The organism is bacterium (assembly GCA_035505375.1).
Lineage (GTDB): Bacteria > Hydrothermota > Tepidihabitantia > Tepidihabitantales > Tepidihabitantaceae > UBA2258.
In genome coordinates, this window is sequence record DATJQV010000012.1 from 1 (window position 1) to 18,077 (window position 18,077).

At 62.1% G+C, this 18,077-nt stretch carries 16 protein-coding genes; 6 read left to right on the forward strand and 10 right to left on the reverse strand.

What is annotated here, in order from left to right; all coding sequences use genetic code 11:
• The 6 genes from VMH22_01525 to VMH22_01550 all read right to left on the reverse strand — a co-directional run.
• Positions 1-223 (reverse strand): hypothetical protein (locus VMH22_01525; protein HTW90376.1); only part of this gene is annotated, 223 nt, incomplete at its 3' end.
• Between the two features lie 96 nt (positions 224-319).
• Positions 320-2,197 (reverse strand): 1-deoxy-D-xylulose-5-phosphate synthase, encoded by a 1,878-nt coding sequence (dxs, locus tag VMH22_01530; GenBank protein ID HTW90377.1) that lies wholly within the window; start codon positions 2,195-2,197, stop codon positions 320-322.
• Positions 2,194-3,057: a polyprenyl synthetase family protein gene (locus VMH22_01535; protein ID HTW90378.1), complete on the reverse strand. Its 864-nt coding sequence runs from the start codon at positions 3,055-3,057 to the stop codon at positions 2,194-2,196. The genes dxs and VMH22_01535 overlap by 4 nt, the downstream gene beginning before the upstream one ends.
• Positions 3,054-3,935, reverse strand: a complete 882-nt coding sequence (locus VMH22_01540) for a bifunctional 5,10-methylenetetrahydrofolate dehydrogenase/5,10-methenyltetrahydrofolate cyclohydrolase (protein HTW90379.1) — start codon at positions 3,933-3,935, stop codon at positions 3,054-3,056. The genes VMH22_01535 and VMH22_01540 overlap by 4 nt, the downstream gene beginning before the upstream one ends.
• Positions 3,936-4,232: 297 nt before the next feature.
• Positions 4,233-5,735: a Do family serine endopeptidase gene (locus VMH22_01545; GenBank protein HTW90380.1), complete on the reverse strand. Its 1,503-nt coding sequence runs from the start codon at positions 5,733-5,735 to the stop codon at positions 4,233-4,235.
• Between the two features lie 136 nt (positions 5,736-5,871).
• Positions 5,872-6,531: a hypothetical protein gene (locus tag VMH22_01550; protein HTW90381.1), complete on the reverse strand. Its 660-nt coding sequence runs from the start codon at positions 6,529-6,531 to the stop codon at positions 5,872-5,874.
• A gap of 69 nt (positions 6,532-6,600) precedes the next feature.
• On the opposite strand from VMH22_01550, the gene xerC reads away from it, so the two are divergent.
• Positions 6,601-7,542: a tyrosine recombinase XerC gene (gene xerC, locus VMH22_01555; protein ID HTW90382.1), complete on the forward strand. Its 942-nt coding sequence runs from the start codon at positions 6,601-6,603 to the stop codon at positions 7,540-7,542.
• A 5-nt stretch (positions 7,543-7,547) separates the two neighbouring features.
• Here the strand turns inward: xerC and VMH22_01560 are convergent, their stop codons facing one another.
• From VMH22_01560 to VMH22_01575, 4 genes are all read right to left on the reverse strand, one after another.
• On the reverse strand, positions 7,548-8,420 hold the full coding sequence (locus VMH22_01560; GenBank protein HTW90383.1) for a 2-oxoacid:ferredoxin oxidoreductase subunit beta: 873 nt from the start codon (positions 8,418-8,420) through the stop codon (positions 7,548-7,550).
• Positions 8,421-8,586: 166 nt separating this feature from the next.
• Positions 8,587-10,350 (reverse strand): 2-oxoacid:acceptor oxidoreductase subunit alpha, encoded by a 1,764-nt coding sequence (locus tag VMH22_01565; GenBank protein ID HTW90384.1) that lies wholly within the window; start codon positions 10,348-10,350, stop codon positions 8,587-8,589.
• Positions 10,347-11,309, reverse strand: a complete 963-nt coding sequence (locus VMH22_01570; protein HTW90385.1) for a thiamine pyrophosphate-dependent enzyme — start codon at positions 11,307-11,309, stop codon at positions 10,347-10,349. The genes VMH22_01565 and VMH22_01570 overlap by 4 nt, the downstream gene beginning before the upstream one ends.
• 153 nt (positions 11,310-11,462) lie before the next feature.
• Entirely contained in the window at positions 11,463-13,235 is a 1,773-nt protein-coding gene (locus tag VMH22_01575) for a 2-oxoacid:acceptor oxidoreductase subunit alpha (GenBank protein HTW90386.1), read from the reverse strand.
• A gap of 310 nt (positions 13,236-13,545) precedes the next feature.
• On the opposite strand from VMH22_01575, the gene VMH22_01580 reads away from it, so the two are divergent.
• The 5 genes from VMH22_01580 (at position 13,546) to nifU (ending at position 18,065) form a co-directional block, all read left to right on the forward strand.
• A complete protein-coding gene (locus VMH22_01580; protein ID HTW90387.1) occupies positions 13,546-13,890 on the forward strand; it encodes a hypothetical protein in 345 nt (114 codons plus the stop codon).
• Between the two features lie 174 nt (positions 13,891-14,064).
• Entirely contained in the window at positions 14,065-15,516 is a 1,452-nt protein-coding gene (locus tag VMH22_01585; protein HTW90388.1) for a hypothetical protein, read from the forward strand.
• A gap of 75 nt (positions 15,517-15,591) precedes the next feature.
• Positions 15,592-16,188, forward strand: coding sequence for a hypothetical protein (locus tag VMH22_01590; GenBank protein ID HTW90389.1), 597 nt, complete (start codon positions 15,592-15,594; stop codon positions 16,186-16,188).
• Between the two features lie 150 nt (positions 16,189-16,338).
• Positions 16,339-17,577 (forward strand): cysteine desulfurase family protein, encoded by a 1,239-nt coding sequence (locus tag VMH22_01595; protein ID HTW90390.1) that lies wholly within the window; start codon positions 16,339-16,341, stop codon positions 17,575-17,577.
• Between the two features lie 26 nt (positions 17,578-17,603).
• Positions 17,604-18,065 (forward strand): Fe-S cluster assembly scaffold protein NifU, encoded by a 462-nt coding sequence (gene nifU, locus VMH22_01600; GenBank protein ID HTW90391.1) that lies wholly within the window; start codon positions 17,604-17,606, stop codon positions 18,063-18,065.
• Positions 18,066-18,077 lie beyond the last annotated feature (12 nt).

Here is an 18,077-nt window from a genome sequence, read left to right on the forward strand (position 1 = left end):
GCACCTGATCCTGACAGGCGTCGCGGACCGACTGAGCAAGCTGGTAGTCGAGATACTCGCTTATTGGCAGCACCTGCTCCACGCCGATGAGATAGTCCCCCCGCCAACGCTCAAGATAAACGAGACCCAGCGAGTAGTCCACGCGAGGCTCTATTCGCGGCGGGTCATAAAGCGAGTAGGCGGACGCAAGCGACGAGGCCAGCAGCAGTACGCCAATTCCCACCCCCAGGTGAGCAATCGGTCCGCAATCGGCCGAGCAACGACGACCCGCGGACTTCGGTGACTCGCTGCTAGCCGGACGCCGGGACTTGGTCAATGGTCATTTCCTGCTGAAGCACTCTTGCAGCCTTTCGGCGAGCTTGCCGGGCGACAGCCCGGCCTGGTCAAGGAGCCAACCCCTCGGGCCCTGTTCGTAGAAGCGGTCGTCAAGTCCAAATGAGGTGACGTGAACGTTATCGCCTGACTGCTCTATCAGCTCGCGAACGCGAGTACCGAATCCGCCGGCGAGCACATTCTCTTCGACCGTGACGATGGCGCGGTGCCGGCGTGCGAGCGACAGAATCAAGTCCTGGTCCAGAGGCTTGACGAATCGGGAGTTGACCAGGGTCACGCTCAGCCCCTTTGCGCTCAGGATATCGACAGCGCGGGCGGCAACGCTGGACATGTACCCGACCGCCAGCACGCAGCCGTCGTCTCCCTCACGCAGGACCTCGGCCCTGCCCAGCTCGACCGGCGCCAGGCCCGGCCGCGGCTGTGAGCCCGATCCTCCGCGCGGGTAGCGGATGGCCACCGGACCGTCCACGTACCCGATGGCGAACTCAAGCATCGCACCGAGTTCGGCTTCGTCCATCGGCGCCGCCAGCACCAGGCTCGGCACCATGCCAAGGTAGGACAGGTCGAAAACTCCATGATGGGTTGGACCGTCTTCACCTACCAGCCCGGCCCGGTCGACTGCCAACACAACAGGCAACTTTTGCAGACTAACGTCCTGGACCACCTGGTCCAGACCGCGCGTCAGGAAGGTGGAGTATATCGCGACCACCGGCCGCACACCGCTCATCGCCAGTCCCGCTCCAAGAGTAACCGCATGCTGCTCACAGATGCCGACGTCGAACAGCCGGTCCGGGAACTTCTCGCGAAATTGCGAGAGCCCGGTCCCGAGGCACATCCCGGCCGTCACGGCGACCACACGCTCGTCTTTACCGGCGAGTTCGGCCATCTTGGTTCCGAATGCATCGGTGAACGTCGGTCCGGCCGACGCTAGCGGCAGACCGGTGGCGACGTCGAACGGGCCCGTGCCGTGAAACATCTCCGGGCGCCGCATCGCCGGATCGTAACCTTTGCCTTTGCGCGTCACCGCGTGCACTATGACCGGCCCGTGCAGTCTGCGCACCCGTCTAAACGTATCAATCAGCTCGGCGAGATTGTGCCCGTCTACCGGTCCGATGTACCGGAATCCCAGCTCTTCGAACAGGATGCTCGGAACGACCAGATTCTTCAGCCCTTCCTGGAGTTTGTGCGCAGCAACGCGCGACTTGCCGCTCAAGTCATCAGGCAACAGCCCGAGCAGATTCCACGTGTCGGCGCGCAACCGGTTGTACATCTTGCCGGTTATCATGCGGTTCAGGTAGCCGGCCATCGCGCCGGTGCTGCGAGCGATGGACATCTCGTTGTCATTCAGAACGACGACGACGTCCTGCTTGAGGCAGCCGGCGTTGTTCAGGGCTTCGAATGCCATACCGGACGTTATCGACCCGTCGCCGATGACCGCGACCGAGCGCCGGTTCGAGCCTCTGAGCCGGTCCCCAATCGCGGCCCCCAGGGCGACGCCGATCGAGTCACCGGAGTGGCCGGTGTCGAACGTGTCGTACTCGCTCTCCGACTTCTTGGGAAACCCGGAGATGCCGTCCTTCTGGCGCAGCGTCTCGAATCGGTCTCGCCGGCCGGTGATTATCTTGTGCGCGTAGCACTGATGACCGACATCCCAGACGATCTGGTCACTGGGTGTGTCGTACACGTAGTGGAGAGCAAGCGTCAGCTCCACGACACCGAGACTCGGAGCCGTGTGCCCGCCGTTCCTCGCCGTCGTGCTCACTATCAGATCACGTATTTCGCCAGCCAGATCGTGCAACTGATCGAGTGACATCCTGCGGATGTCTGCGGGCGAACGGACACTATCGAGCAGAGCCATAGTCATGATCTCCTATGCAGAACCAGCTCGGGGAACGCAGCCAGCAGATGGTACTTCGTACCCAAAGTCCGAAACCCACGTTCGGCCTTGCGGGCCTGGAACTCAGCCAGCCCCCTGGCCCGAGTCGTACCGCAGGTTGAGACAGTAGTGACCCGCCCGGCATCGCTGGTCTGCTCCGCGTCAAGCAAGTCATCGGTCATCTGGAACAGCATTCCGAGTGCAAGCCCCGCCTGCCGCAGCCGGCGCTGAGCCGCCGGTTTCGCGCCGCCCAGGATCGCACCCGCGACCACTGCCGCAGCTATGAACTCCGCCGTCTTCTTCCGATGGGTCACGAGGACGCTATCTGTCGTGCCTCGGACTTTCGCGCCTCGCACCTCACCGATGATGTCCAGCATCTGGCCGCCGGTCATTCCCGCTGGCCCCACTGCACGGCATATCACGTTCGTGGCTGCGAGCTTCGGTTCGGCCTCACCGGGCACACCGGCGAACAGCTCAAATGCGAAAGCGAACAGCCCGTCGGCGGCCAATATGGCGGTCGCCTCGTCGAACTTACGGTGAAGGCTTGGCCGTCCCCGTCTGAAATCATCGTCGTCCATGCTGGGCAGATCGTCGTGTATCAGCGAAAACGTATGGATGAGCTCGATCCCTGTGCAAAAAGGCAGTACGGCTGCGACGTGACGGCCGCCGGAAGCCCTGAAAGCCTCAAGGGCCAGGATCGGCCTTATCCGTTTCCCCGGGCCCAGCACGGCGTAGCGCATCGCCGCGGCCAGCCGTGGCGGGACTTCGCGGCCGAACCTGAGGGATCTGCGCAGTTCGGCCTCGACCAGCTTCCGGTCCGCGCCAATGACCTGACTGAGACCGTTCATCCCGGCTCCATACTCCCGGCCGCCAACTCCGCGGCTCTGACAACGTTTGCCAGAAGCATCGCAACCGTCATCGGCCCGACGCCACCCGGAACCGGCGTGATCGCCGACGCCTTGGCGGCGACGGACTCGAAATCGACGTCGCCGACAAGCCTGCCGCCGACGCTGTTCGTGCCCGCGTCGACGACGACAACTCCCTGGCTCACCATGTCGCCCGTGACCAACCTGGGACGCCCCACTGCCACCACCAGGATCTCAGCCGCACGACAAACTGCTCCCAGGTCCTCGGTGCAGGAGTGACAGACGGTAACGGTCGCGTTCCCTCGCTCGCTCCGCAGCAACAGCATGCTGGCGAGCGGCCTGCCCACCAACTCGCCGCGACCGACTATGACTACTCTCTTGCCGGGGATGGTGATACCGTTCCGCAGTAGCAGTTCGATGATGCCGGAAGGTGTCGCCGGCGTGAAGCCCGGCCGTCCAGCGGCAAGCAGACCCAGACTTGCGGGACTGAGGCCATCCACGTCCTTCCCCGGGCTTATCCGCCCCATGACGGCACACGCGTCAATGCCGCAGGGCAACGGCAACTGAACTATGAAGCCATGGACCGCCGGGTCTCGATTCCACGTCTCCACCACGTGGACGATTGAGGCCAGGCCGGCGCTCTCGGACAACCGCTCCACCGCCGCGTCGATGCCAATCTCGGCTGATGCCTTCACCTTGCTGTTGACGTAGATGGTAGACGCAGGGTCGCCGCCGACCTGCAGGATACGCAGACAGGGACGTAGGCCCCGCCCCTGAAGCGCGAGGACGCGCTGACAGAGCTCGGTTCGTATTGCCTTTGACGCGGCCTTGCCGTCAAGCAGGATTGGTTGTGTCAGCATTGTCGGGAAGGTTAATGTAGCAGCATAGTCGGAAGCATAGACTTCCGACTATCTCGTTGAACATGCACCTGAGGAGCGGCGGAACCGCTGTCCTTGGTGCGCAGTCTGCATCAAGCAACATTCAGAACAGAATGCTCGCTAGGCGCTCCTTTCAAAGTACATCATTCTGACATAAAACCCCACCCCGGTCAATAGGTGAATTCGACTGGATAGCGGTTGGGACTCCCGACGCAAGTTCCTGATATCAGAACCCTTGCCGGGAGTCCCGCGACCCGAGTCTCCTGGTTGTCTTCGACCCTACTGCCCCGGCTCGACCGCGATGTAAAGCATTGAACCGCCACGGTTGATTCGGAACAGGACCGGGCTGGTGCTGTTCTTGAACTGGCGTGCCGCGTGGTTGTAGTCATTCATGCCGTTGATCCGGTTCTTGCCGACTTCAAGCACTATGTCCCCGCGCTCAATGCCGGCATCGTCGGCGTTGCTCCCAGGTTCGACGCTGTCGACCAGCACACCACCCGAGACCTTGGCCTCCGCTCGCTCATCCGAGGTCAGGCTCCGTACTGTGAGGCCCAGCCATGCAGTCGGCTGCTCCTCACCGGAAACGGACGCCTGCTGCGCGTTTTCCGGGAAGGTCACCAATGTGACGCTCTTGGTCATCGGTTTTCCGTCACGGACAATCCCGACCGAAATCGTAGTCCCCGGGGCAAACTCAGCGACCTGGTTCCGGAACTGCTCGACGCCGTCGGTCTTCACGCCGTTCACTGCTACTATCACGTCTCCGGATTCGATACCAGCCTTGTCGGCGGGCTGTGCGGCAATGACATCCGCGACCAGCACGCCCTTGCTGTCATCAAGCCGCATCGCCTTCCGGATGGCGTCCGTAACCGGCTGAGGCCTGATTCCCATATACCCGCGGACGACTTTGCCGGTCTTGATGAGCTGGTCAGTGACCGACTTCACGATACTGACCGGAACGGCGAATCCGATACCAACGCTGCCGCCGTTCGAGACCGGGGTCCGGATTGCGGCGTTGATACCCATGAGTTCACCCTTGATGTTCACAAGCGCACCACCCGAATTACCCGGGTTTATGGAAGCGTCGGTTTGGATATAGTCCTGATAGCTCGGTCCCTCAGGCAGCGGCAGACCCGATCGCCCCTTGGCGGAAACTACGCCGACCGTCACTGTCCCGTTCAGGCCGAAAGGATTCCCCACCGCAATCGCCCAGTCACCGACCTCGATATCGTCTGCATTGGCCAGCGCAATCGACGGCAGCGACTTCTTGGTGTCCACCTTGAGCACAGCCAGGTCGCTCTGCGGGTCGCGACCGACGACCTTCACGGCGCTGCCCTTGAACTCGGTGTTATCCGAAAGCATTATGTCGATCTTATCGAATCCGGCCACAATATGGTTGTTGGTCACTATGTACCCGTCCGGGCTGATGATGACGCCCGAGCCGAGCGCGTTCTCCGGCAGTTCCATCGGCAATCCCGGCATCCCGCCCCCGAATTGACGCAGGAACTGCTCGAGCGGACTTCCCTGCAGCGGTGACTGCGATATCTTCACCGTCTTCTCGGCCGATATGTTTACGACCGCGGGCTGCACCTCTTTGGCGACCTCCACGAACGGGCTATGATCTCCGACAGTTAGTCCTTGACCCGTGCGTGGAAGCGCGTTGGGCTGAGCGCCGGCCGGCCGCAGGTCCAGCACCCCGGCCAACACTAACCCGATAACGAACGCAATCAGAACTGCCGGCGCCAGTATCACGCCGACCAACTTAAGCGATATCCGATGGCTCACTTATCCTCCATGGTACTACTACAATGTCCTTTGACCCCGACTGTTGCTACCAACGCTTCTAACTTGTTAAGACGCCGGAATATCGGCTGGGGTTCGCAGTCAGCTCATGCCGTCTGCTGCGCCCGGCACCAGAGTCTCACGGTTCGGTGTTGCCACCGACCAGACCTTCCGGTTCACGCAGCAGAAACTCCCGGGTAACGGTCTGGGCGAACAGGTCGAGTAGCAACGTAGCACCCCGCGCCTGGGACGCGGCTGCCGCAGCCTGCTTCTCCAGGTATTTCAGGCACTGCATCAGGGTCGCCACATCAGTCTTCGTCATCCCCTTCTCTCCTCGCTCGTGCAGGGAGGCAACAGACAGCAACTCATCGACCATCACCTGTACCCGGGGGTCGGCCGACCGGAACTCATAGATGAGCCCGCTTGACTTGGTCCGCATCGTCTCGGACAGGTTCGCGAACGCCTGACGCGCCTCGCCGTCTCTCAGGTCAGGCAGCCGGGTCCGGCGGATCCGCGTCGCCGCCAGACGCAGATTGTGAAGCACCTCACCCTGGCGGATCTCCATCTCCGGATTCCCTCCCAACTCCGCGAGCTTTATCAGCGCGGCACGGCCCCCGGCCCGGAAATGCGGACAGGCATCCGGGCAGTCGATTGTCCGCCGCCGGCTCTTTCCGCAGCACTGAGAACAGATGCGTCGAGTGGCGGCCTCTCCTGCCGGCTCACGACCCGGTTCGAGCATCGACCCGGCCGGGCACTCGCGCGTAGCCTTCCGGCCGCAGACAAAACAGGCTTGGCTCATCGCCTAATCATACTCGCCGCCTCGCCGTTCCGCAAGTTGACGCTTCCGAACCGCGCTGTATCCTGACCTGTGACCGAATCTGAAAAGCTGCTCTCCGCACGCGGCGGCCGGCTCCAAAGCGCTGCCTACGAACCGGCGAGGAACGACTTCCTTGCCTGGCTGGAGAGAGAGAAGCAGTATTCGGATCACACTCTCCGCTCCTACGCGAGCGACCTGGACCAGTTCTTCGAGTTCTGCTCCGACCGACTCGGTACCAAATCGCTCGGTGCGCTGACGCACGCCGATGTGCGCGACTTCCTCGGCGCGCTGCTTCGCTACGGATACGAGAAGCGTTCCGCCGCGCGCAAGCTCTCTTCCGTGAAATCATTCCTGCGTTTCCTGGTTAGGAAGGGTACGCTCGCGAGCAACCCGGCGACCGCGGTCAAGGGCCCGCGGCTCGAGCAGCGTCTGCCCGGCTTTCTATCTCAGTACCAGGTACGCGAAGCCCTCGAAATCAAAGGTGACGCCGAAACCGTGGTACGCGAGAGAGCGATACTCGAGACTCTCTATGGTTCCGGCCTTCGCGCCGCGGAACTGGTTGGATTGAACCTTGCCGACGTCGACTTCGTCGCCGAGACGATTAGAGTACGCGGCAAGGGGGGGAAGGAGAGAATCGTACCACTGGGCCGCGCCGAAAAACACGCCCTCGACGAATGGCTCGCCCGCCGCGCCCACCGGGCGGCAGAACCGATATTCACGAACAGCCGGGGTGACCGCCTCACGACGCGCAGCATCCAGAACATAGTCCGCAAGGCGCTCTCCCGCGTGGCGGATGCGACGGCAACGAACCCGCATTCCCTGCGCCACGCATTTGCCACGCACCTGCTGGAGCGCGGTGCCGACCTCCGCGCGGTCCAGGAACTGCTCGGACACGCCTCGCTCTCGACGACGCAGATCTACTCGCACGTCACCATGGAGCGGCTCAAACAGGTATACAACCGCGCCCATCCGCGGTCCGGTTTCCAGAAGTAGGGAATCTAGCGGAACTGGTCGAGCAGCCGGTCGAGCACGGCCGGGGCCCGATCCGGGTCGGTGTTGCGTGACGCGAGACCATCCCCCAGCAGTTCGTCGTAGCTCTTGCGGCTTGACGTGTAGATAACACCGAGCGGAATCCGGTCTCCCCACTCCAGTGCCTTGTGATAGGCCTTCTCGCGGTCAGCCGGGTCGTGCTTCTCCTCGGCCAGGTCGTAGACGCGGTGGCTGTACCACTTGGCCGTATTGACATGATTGAAGCTGACGCAGTTCTGCAGAATCTCGACCAGCGCGAACCCGCGGTGCTGGACTGCCAGCTTGATGATGTCGGCAAGCTGACGCGGCTTTGCGCAGAACCCTCGCGCCACGAACCCGGCATCCATCATTACCGCCAGGGCCAAAGGTCTGAAAGCAGGCTCAATCGCACCGCAGGGCGTAGTCCTGGTCTTCATCCCGCCTTCGCTGGTCGGCGAAGTCTGTCCCTTGGTCAGTCCGTAAATCTGGTTGTCGTGAACAAGATAGGTCATGTCCAGATTCCGGCGCAGGGCGTGCAGGAAGTGATTCCCGCCCTCTGCGTAGCCGTCACCGTCACCACCCTCGGCGAACACGACAAGGCCAGGGTTCGCAAGCTTGATCCCGGTCGCGACCGGCAGGGTCCGACCGTGCAGGCCGTTGAACAGGTTGCAGCGGATGTAGTGCGGAGCCTTGGCCGCCTGCCCGATGCCCGACACAAAACAGGTCTGCTCCGGCCTCAGGCCAAGCTCGGACAGAGCGAGTTTCGTCGCCTCCCGGATGCCAAAGTTCCCGCAGCCCGGGCACCAGGCGATTGGGTCCTTGCTCTCGAAATCTCTAGGCTCCAGAGGCTTCTCGTCAGGCATATCTTCGCACTCCAGCGCGCAAATGACCAATGACCAGTTCCCAGTGACCAGTCAAATCCCAATGTCGCAAGACCCAATCTGGAATTGGGGCTTTGTTCCTTCGACATTGATTGGTCATTGACGCTTGGTCATTGGTGCTTGTCGCCACCTGATATCCCATCTTGACTCAGCTAGCTTCCTCGGCAATCATGCTCTCCAGCCCGGCCTCGACTTCGGCAACCGTGAACTGCCTGCCGTCATACCGCCGAACCGTCCCGGCGGTTTGCACCCCGCACTCCTGCGACAGAAGCTGAGCCAGTTGACCCGAGTAGTTCTCTTCCACAGTCACGACCTTGCGATCCTTACTCACCATCGAGGCAACGGCCTCGGCCGGGAACGGCCAGACGTGGTCGAGGTACACCATGGCGACACTGACGCCTTTGGCGCGCAGGCGGCCAAGCGCCTCAGCCACCACCCCACGACTCGACCCGAAGCAGAACACGAGTGTCTCAGCCTCAGCCTCAACCTTGACCTTCCGTTCCTCAACCTCCTGCCTGATACCCTCAATCTTCGAGTTGCGTTTGTTCACCATCAGGACACGCATCGCGGCATCCTCGGTTATGTGCCCTTCCTCGGTGTGCTCGTCCGAATCGGCATAGACAAGCTGTTGCTCGGTTCCCGGCAGCACGACCGGCGATACCCCGTTCTCCGTGACCTGATAGTGCCGATATGTGTACGGCTCGGATCCGTCCGCCACTTGGCGCTCTTGGCGTCCTTGGCGGTTATCCAGTTTCAGGTCGCTCCGCTCAATGGTCCACAGCGCGTCGGCCATGACCTGGTCAAACAGTATGATGACCGGCGTCTGGTACTTCTCGGCAATCCGGAACGCGTCCTGCGCTGCTCGGAATGCCTGCTCTGCGTCTGCCGGTGTCAGCACCGCACGCGGGAACTCGCCGTGTCCGGCGTTGATGGCAAACAGAAGGTCGGCCTGCGCCGTCCGAGTAGCCAGACCGGTTGCCGGGCCCGGCCGCATGCCCACGCACATTACCAGCGGGACCTCGGTCATGCCGGCCAGGCTCAGGGCCTCGTTCATCAGGCAGAACCCGCCGCCGGCAGTGCAGACCATAGCCCGCTCTCCGGCGAACGCTGCGCCGATAGCGAGGTTGGCTGCCGACACCTCATCCTCGGTTTGCTCCACAATCAGGCCTGCCTCCTCCGCGTTGCGGAAGCAGTATTCGACAATCGGGGTGGCCGGTGACATCGGATACCCGGTAACCACGCGCACATTAGCGGCAATTGCGCCCAGCGCCAGCGCCTCTGCGCCGGAAATCAGAAGCCGTTCTCTCGGTACACGATCCGTTTCCTCGGCGGAAACGGTCATGTCCCTCGACGCCTGCAGCCGGTGCGGGCAGCATCGTTTATGGTCATCCAGCACAGCATTGTACCCGGCCTTGGCTGCAGCCACATTGCGCTCAACTACCTCTTTGCCCTTGTGTCCGAACTGGCTCTCGAACACTCCATCGAGACCGGCCGGCTCCAGCCCGACCAGAGCCAGTGCCGCACCAGTGGCAACCGAGTTAATCATGACCGGGTCCTTCCCGTGCTCCAGCGCGAGGTCTGCAAGCGGAAGTCGAACTACATTCAGTCCTTCGGGCAGATCGCCGACCGCCTCGGTCAACACGACGGCGTCCTCAGCCAGGTCGGGAACGTGCCGCTCTACCAGCGTGTGGTCCAGCGCGACGAGGATCTGGGCTTTGTCGCCGTCCGCAGCCACCGGCACATCGCTGACCCGCACCCGCGCGAAGTTATGCCCTCCCCGTATCCGCGACATCACGTCCTGCGAAACGAACACGTAGCGGCCGGCCCTGACCAGCAACCGGCCAAGCGTGCGCGAGATGACCTGGAGTCCCTGCCCTGCCTGCCCGGCGACAATCAGGTTGAGCTCTCTCACACGAATTCTTCCAGTGCCCGCTTCACCACATCCACAGCGTCCGCCTGCAAATCCCGGTGCTGCGAGAGCGCCTGTCGCAGCCACCCCCTCCCTTCTGTTCCCTCCCCCTTGAGGGGGAGGGAAGGGTGAGGGTGGTCCGGACTGACCGCCGCAGGTTGTTCGGACGCCCCGCAGGCCTCATAGGCCTGACGGTGCGACCGGTAGAAGATACCGATAGGAATCTGTTTGGCTTCCCCCTCACATGGCCATTCCAGCACCCTTGCCCGGGCCTTATCCTCATCCGACGCGTCGTGCGCCTCCAGGGCGAGATCGTAGACTCGCGTCCGGTACCAGTCGAACGTATTGACAAGGTTGTAGGTCACGCACGGCTGCAGGATATCGATGAACCCGAAGCCCTTGTGCTTCAGTGCCTCGCCTATCAACCGCGAGAGGTGCTTCACGTCCCCGGCAAAACCCCTGGCGACGAAACTGCCGCCCAGCGCCAGCCCGGCCGCCAAAGGGTTGAACGCGGGTAATACCGTACCGGTTGGGCGGTTCTTCGTGGCAAAGCCGTAGCCGCTGGTCGGCGCTGCCTGGCCCTTGGTCAGGCCGTAGACACCATTATTGTGTACGAGGCAGACGATATCCGGATTGCGCCGGAACGCGTGCAGCAGGTGGTTCCCACCCTCGCCGTACATGTCGCCGTCACCACCGACCGCGATGACCTTGAGCGCGGGGTTGGCCAGCTTCACGCCCAGCGCGTGCGGCAACGCCCGGCCGTGCAGGCCGTGCAGGAAGTTGGCGCCCACATACTGCGCCACCTTTCCTGACTGGCCGATGCCACCCACGACAACGACCTGCCACGGCTCGAGTCCGGACTCGGTCAGCGCCTGCCTGAGTGCGTTCAGAATGCCAAAGTTCCCGCAACCCGGGCACCAGGTCACTTCAGCGCTTGAGGTCCAGACCTTGTCTTCCGCCAAACTACGCTCCTCCGGGTGAAGGACAAAGTCGTAAGGACAAAGGACTAAGCAAGCACGAATGGCGGAAAGTCCGAATCGGACTTTGGCCTTTGTACTTTCCTTCTTGCTTTGTCCTTTGTACTTTGTCCTTTGTACTTCGAGTCCTTGCGCCGCTCATCTGCATACGCTCCGCAGCTCTTCCGCCAGCTCCTGTGCGACAAACGGCCTGCCGTCATACTTCAGCACCTGCGCGTCCGCCTTGATTCCGGTCTCGCGCCTCAGCAGGGCGGCAAGTTGTCCGGTCGAATTACCCTCGACCGTGATGACCCGGCGCGCCGAGGAAAGCAACGCCGCCACGCGCTCACGCGGGAAGGGCGCAACCTCACAGAGATGGAGCATCGCCACGCTCACCCGCTGCTCGCGTAGTATGTCAACCGCCTCGCGCGCCGCCCCGTACGTGGAGCCGAAGCAGACCACGACACAGTCGGCGGTCTTCTCCGGGTGGCAGGTGGGATCCTCTATCGTTGTCGACATCGCCGCAAGCTTCCTCATCCGTTTCTCGTGCATCCGCACGCGCACGCCGGCATCCTCGGTCTGCATGCCGCTCTCGTCGCGTTCTGCCCCGAGCATGTGGACCAGTTGGCCCGCGAAGCCCGGCCGCAGCCGCGGCGACACCCCGTCCCTGGTCACCGCGTAGCGACGATAGCTGAACGCGGGCCGCCCCTGCCACTCCAGATCGTCAAGGTCGTCGCTCGCCTTGACACGAGCCAGATTGAATCCCGGTACGGTCCACAGTGAGTCGGAGAGGAACTGGTCAGAGAGGATGATGGCCGGCACCTGAAACCTGCCCGCCAGCTCGAACGCCCGATTGGTGGCGTAGAAAGCCTCCTCCGCGGTCCCGGGCGCGAATACGAAGCGGGGAAACTCGTCCTGCGAGGCGTTGATGGCAAAGAGCAGCTCGGCCTGCTCGGTCCGCGTCGGGAATCCGGTCGCCGGTCCCGGCCGCATCGCAATCACAATCACGACCGGAAGCTCGGCCATACCGGCCATACCGAGCCCCTCGACCATCAGCGAAAAGCCGCCGCCCGAAGTCGCGGTCATCGCGCGGGCACCGGCATAGGCCGCGCCGATAACCATGTTGATGGCCGCAATCTCGTCCTCGGCCTGCTCCATAACCAGACTGGCATCGGCCTGCTTCGCGGCGAGGTACTCCATTATCGGCGTTGACGGCGACATCGGATACCCGGCGTAGAAGCGCACGCCTGAGGCCAGCGCCCCGAGAGCAATAGCATGATTGCCGGTCAGGAGCATTCGCTTCGCCCGTGCGGACTGCTTCGGCAGAGTGCAATCGCAGGTCCCGCCCCAGCTCTGCCTCACATAGTCAGCCCCGGCTCTCAGACACTCCACGTTCTGCTTCACCACCTGCTCACCCTTGGCGATGAACCGCTCCTTGAGCAAGCCCTGCAGTCTATCCAGCGGGTGCCCGGTAAGGGCAAGCAGCGCGCCCAACCCGACCACATTCGCCATCGTCTTCGTACCGCCGTGCTTCTCCGCAATCTCCGCCATCGGAACACGGAAGGTCGTCTTGTCGTCGGCTCGTCCTTGGTCTGTCGTCCCCTGCCCCTCGCCCCTCGTCCCCCGTCCCCCGTCCCTGGTCCTGGTCGGCTCGGCTATGATGACTCCGCCTTCCACCATGTCCTGCCCGTGTTCGCTCACCGACAACTCATCCAGCGCCAGCAGAGCGTTGAACCTGCCCGGCGGCGAATAGACCGGCCGCTCCGAGACCCGCACCGCGGTAAAGTTGTGCCCACCGCGGATGCGGGACATCAGATTGGGATAGGAAAACGTGTAATAGCCGCTCCGCACCAGGGCGCGGGCAAGCAACTCCGATGCGGTGTCGATGCCCTGCCCGGCTTGGCCGGCGATGGTGAGAGCGATGTCGGTCACTGCAGTATGTTAGAATACCACAACGGCAAACGCAAGCGAATTCGACAGCCGAGGGTCAACCTTGGATGAACGGGCGCAGCATGGCCATCCGCAGACTACTCAGCCGAGCTGAACCACGAAAGCACGAAGACATGACCCACCACGGAAGCACCGCCGGGCAGATGCGCCGGTGAGCGAAGCTTCGTCCTCATATAGTAATAACCCGGTTTCCGCGTTTTTGTACAAGAGAGAGTTGAGCTAAGTGCTGATTTCCCGCCCAGGGGTCGTAGGGGGGAGGTCTCCCCCAGACCCTATCCCGGCGCTTAGGGGAGTGCTTATCCCGACGCTTAGGACGGTGCTTATCCCAGCGCTTGTGGGGACGCTTGTCCCGACGCTTGTGAGGGTGCTTGCCCCGACGCTTGTGAGGGTGCTTGTCCCGACGCTTATGGAGGTGCTTATCCCAGCGCTTGTGGGGACGCTTGTCCCGACGCTTGTGAGGGTGCTTATCCCGGCGCTTGTGACGGTGCTTGTCCCGACGCTTGTGACGGTGCTTGTCCCGGCACTTGTGACGGTGCTTATCCCGGCGCTTATTACGGCTCCTATCCCGGCGCTGGGTTTCAGCCGCACCGCCGATGCGGCCATTGGCTTGACCGGGACAGGACCGGGATTACAATAGACGCGACATGGTACTGGGATTGCTGCCGTTCCAGGCGGTTCGCAGTGCGGGATATCCGTGCCCTGTCAGCAGGACGAATGCCGAGTGACGGCTAATGTCTGAAGCTCGGTTGACTTCTCTGCACCCGGCTCGACCTCGAGACGATGTCGAGCCACAGACGTTGAAGGGGGAAACGTGACCAAGAGCGTCTGCGCTCCTCGTCTGATTGCGCTGCTGTCAGCTATCTGCCTCACTTCAATTGCATCTGCCCAGACAAGATGGTGGAGAACCTACGGCGGGGCAAATGAAGATGTGGGCAACTCAGTCCAACAGACCTCGGACGGCGGTTACATCGTCGTAGGCTACACTCAATCCTTCAGTGCGGGGGACAGTGACGTCTATCTCATCAAGACCGATGCCCACGGTGTCATCCTCTGGACCAAGCTCTACGGCGGAACGGGCGACGATGAGGGCGCCTCGGTCCGGCAGACTACTGATGGAGGCTACATCATTGCAGGCACAACGTCCTCGTTTGGTGCAGGCGATGACAATGTCTACCTGATCAAGACTAACGCCTCGGGTGATACGCTCTGGACCAGAACCTACGGTGGGAAGGACGAGGACTTCGGATATTCGGTCCGACAGACCTCGGATGGCGGTTACGTCATCGCGGGCAGGACCGCGTCATTCGGTCCTGGGACACCCGGCTACGACAACGTCTATCTCATCAAGACCAACGCCTCGGGCGATACTCTCTGGACCAGAGTCTATGGAGGAGACAACGAGGATTTCGGTTATTCTATACAACAGACCACTGACGGTGGTTACGTCGCCGTAGGTCTTACCCAGTCCTTTGGTGCAGGGGGGCTCGATGTCTACCTCATCAAGACCAATGCCGCTGGCGATACGCTCTGGACCAGGACGTACGGCGGGACTCATATTGATGCGGGCTACTCGGTCCGACAGACTTCGGATGGAGGCTACGTGATTGCGGGCTGGACTCAGTCCTTTGGTCTCACCAATTACCACGTCTACCTCATCAAGACCAACGCTACCGGCGATACGCTCTGGACAAGGACCTATGGCGGGTCGGGCGGTGACTACGGCGTTTCAGCGCAACAGACCTCGGACGGCGGCTACGTCATGGTCGGCTATACGGGGTCTTTCGGCGCAGGGGGCTACGATGTCTACCTCATCAAGACCAATGGTTCCGGCGATACACTCTGGACGAGAACATACGGTGACACAAGCGACGATGAGGGCTTTTCAGTCCAGCAGACTTCTGACGGCGGTTATGTAATCGCTGGCCTTACGTATTCCTACGGCATAGGGACACCCGACTACAGCAATGTCTACCTCATAAAGACCGACTCGCTGGGGAACGCCGGCGTAGAAGAACCTGCGACTCGGCATCCTGCGAAACCAACCAGTCTGCTGGTTCAGCCCAATCCGTTCACCTCCGTTGCCCGGGTTCCGGGGCATGAGACCGAGCTCTTCACTCTCTCTGACGTGACCGGACGGCAGGTCGCTGTCTGCAAGGGCGACAGAATCGGCGCGGGCCTCCGGCCCGGAGTCTACTTTCTGTCGCCGGCTGGCACCAAAACAGGCAGGACAGCAACAGTGCGCGTCATCAAGGCAGCGAAATGAATCAGCACTGCCCGCGTGTTCAGGAATCCCTCAGTGACCGAGGCACGGCAGACCTAAGGGCGTGAGAATGATGTGATGACACGGAAGACACTCCTGGCTCTGATTGTGCTCTCCGCATCCGTAGCTTCGGCGCAGGACTTGTTGCTGGATCGGCCGCGTGCTGTTGACTATCTTGGTGAGTCAGGCGGGGCGCTGCTGGGCGGCAGTTTGGTCGGAGGCGCGGCAGTGGCCGCGCTTGGTTGGGCCGGATACGCTCTGACTATTCACGATGGAAGCGATTTCCAGGGCGAAGATGGAGCATGGCTCGGCTTCATGGTTGGCGCGGGCCTTGGGTATCCGTCCGGCTGCGGATTGGGCGCCACGATTGCAGGCGGAGTTCTGCACGTGGATGGCAATAGCGGTGCTGCCTATGGCGGCGCATTCCTCGGCATGGGTGTGGGGGCGCTTGGTTTCTTCGTCCCCGACAAACCCGGATACGGCCTGCTGGGCATGGCGGCGCTCACGCCGGCCGGCGCAGCTATCGGCTACTGCATCGGCGCCACGAGGGGAACGGGTGAGCCTTCATTCGGCAGTCGGTTCTATCCGCCGGCGTTAGCGTTGAGTGCGCGACCGAGCCTCGACCATCAACCGCACACGGTTGTCGATTGCCGCCTTGTGACAATGAGGTTCTGATTGCCAGTCCCGGCCGACGTCTGCACAAGCCCGCGTCCTCACTCTTCACTCTCTTCCCTTGGTTGACTTGGGCTGATGCACTTCTAGACTTATGGCGATGACAAATAACGAGCACAGAACCCTGCCCAAGTCCAAGGCCGTCTAAGCCTTATGGTATCTGGGTATTTCGACCACGCCGCCGCAGCACCGCTACTGCCCGAAGCGCGCGAGGCGATGCTGACCTTCCTTGGTGATGAATTCGGTAACCCGTCCAGCCTACACCGTTATGGCAACAAACCCAGGGAGGCGATCGAGAACGCCCGCGCACAGGTGGCCGCGCTCATCAATTCCCGGCCGGATGACATAGTTTTCACCGCATCCGCCTCCGAATCCAACAACCTTGCCGTCAAGGGTCTTGCCCTCGCCCGCCGGGACAAGGGCAGGCACGTCATTATCTCCGCCATTGAGCACGTATCGGTGCTGGAGGCGGCAAAGTCGCTCACCCTGAGCGGCTTCGAGGTCACTCAGGTGCCGGTCAGCCCCGAGGGCGTGGTCGAGCCGGCCAAACTGACCGCCGCCATCAAGACCGACACGGTCCTCGCATCGGTGATGCACGCCAATTACGAAGTCGGCACTATTCAGAACGTCAAGGAGCTGGCCGGAATCGCGCGCCGGTTCCGGGTTTCGTTCCACTCCGACGGCACTGCCGCGGTCGGCCGGATTCCGGTTGACGTGACTGACCTTGGTGTTGACGCATACACGTTCCCGGCCATGTCGGTCTACGGTCCCAAAGGCGCTGCCGCCCTCTACTTGAAACGTGGCACACGAATCCAGTCACTTATCGAAGGTGGTTTCCAGGAGAAGAATCGTCGCGCCGGCACCGAGAACGTAGCCGCCATCGCCGGGTTCGGGGCTGCCGCCGCAATCACGAAGACGAAGTTACCCGAATGGTCGGCGACGATGACGAAGCTGGCACAGCGCATCTTCAGTGAACTGCCACAGAGGCTTGACCACGTCATTTTCACCGGCTCGATGTCGAACCGCATCCCCGGACAGGTCAGCGTCGTGGTCGAGTTCGTCGAGGGCGAATCGATGTTGCTCTTCCTCGACGACGAAGGCATCGCCGCCGCGTCCGGCTCGTCCTGCTCGGCCAAGACCTTGAAGGCATCCCACGTGCTGCTGGCGATGGGACTGCCGCATACGAAAGCCCAGTCTTCGCTGGTCCTGACGCTGGGCAAGGACTCGACCGACGAAGACGTGACCCATTTCCTCGACAAGCTGCCGCCTATGGTCCAGCGACTGAGGCAGATGTCACCTCTCTACGCGAAGTTTCAGAAGGGCGAGGACCCGTACGCAGTGAAGCCCGGCGACTCGTGCGAAGAAGAGCACCACGATGAAGAACACGAATAGGACCTATATGATCTGTAGGAGAGTTGATGTATTCTGAGAAAGTAATGGAGCATTTCCGCAACCCGCGCAACGTCGGTGAGATTGAGAACGCCGACGGCGTGGGAGAAATCGGCAATCCGGTCTGCGGGGACATGATGACGTTCTACGTGAAGATTGAGAACGGCATCCTGACCGACGTGAAGTTCAAGACCTTCGGCTGCGGCGCGGCTATCGCGGTATCCTCAATGGTCAGCGAGATGGCCAAGGGCAAGACCGTCGAGGAGGCGATGAAGATATCGAACGCGGATGTCGCCAAGGAACTGGGCGGCCTGCCCCCGAACAAGCTCCACTGTTCCAACCTCGGCGCGGACGCGCTCCACAAGGCGATTGAGAACTACCAGGCGAAGAAGCCCGGCAACGAGAAGAAGGGCTGCCGCTGCCCGTACTGCGACGCCCCGGTCGAGGGCAGCAGGATATGCGCGCCCTGCAGTGCCCAGGGCCGCAACTAGCTGGAAAGGAGC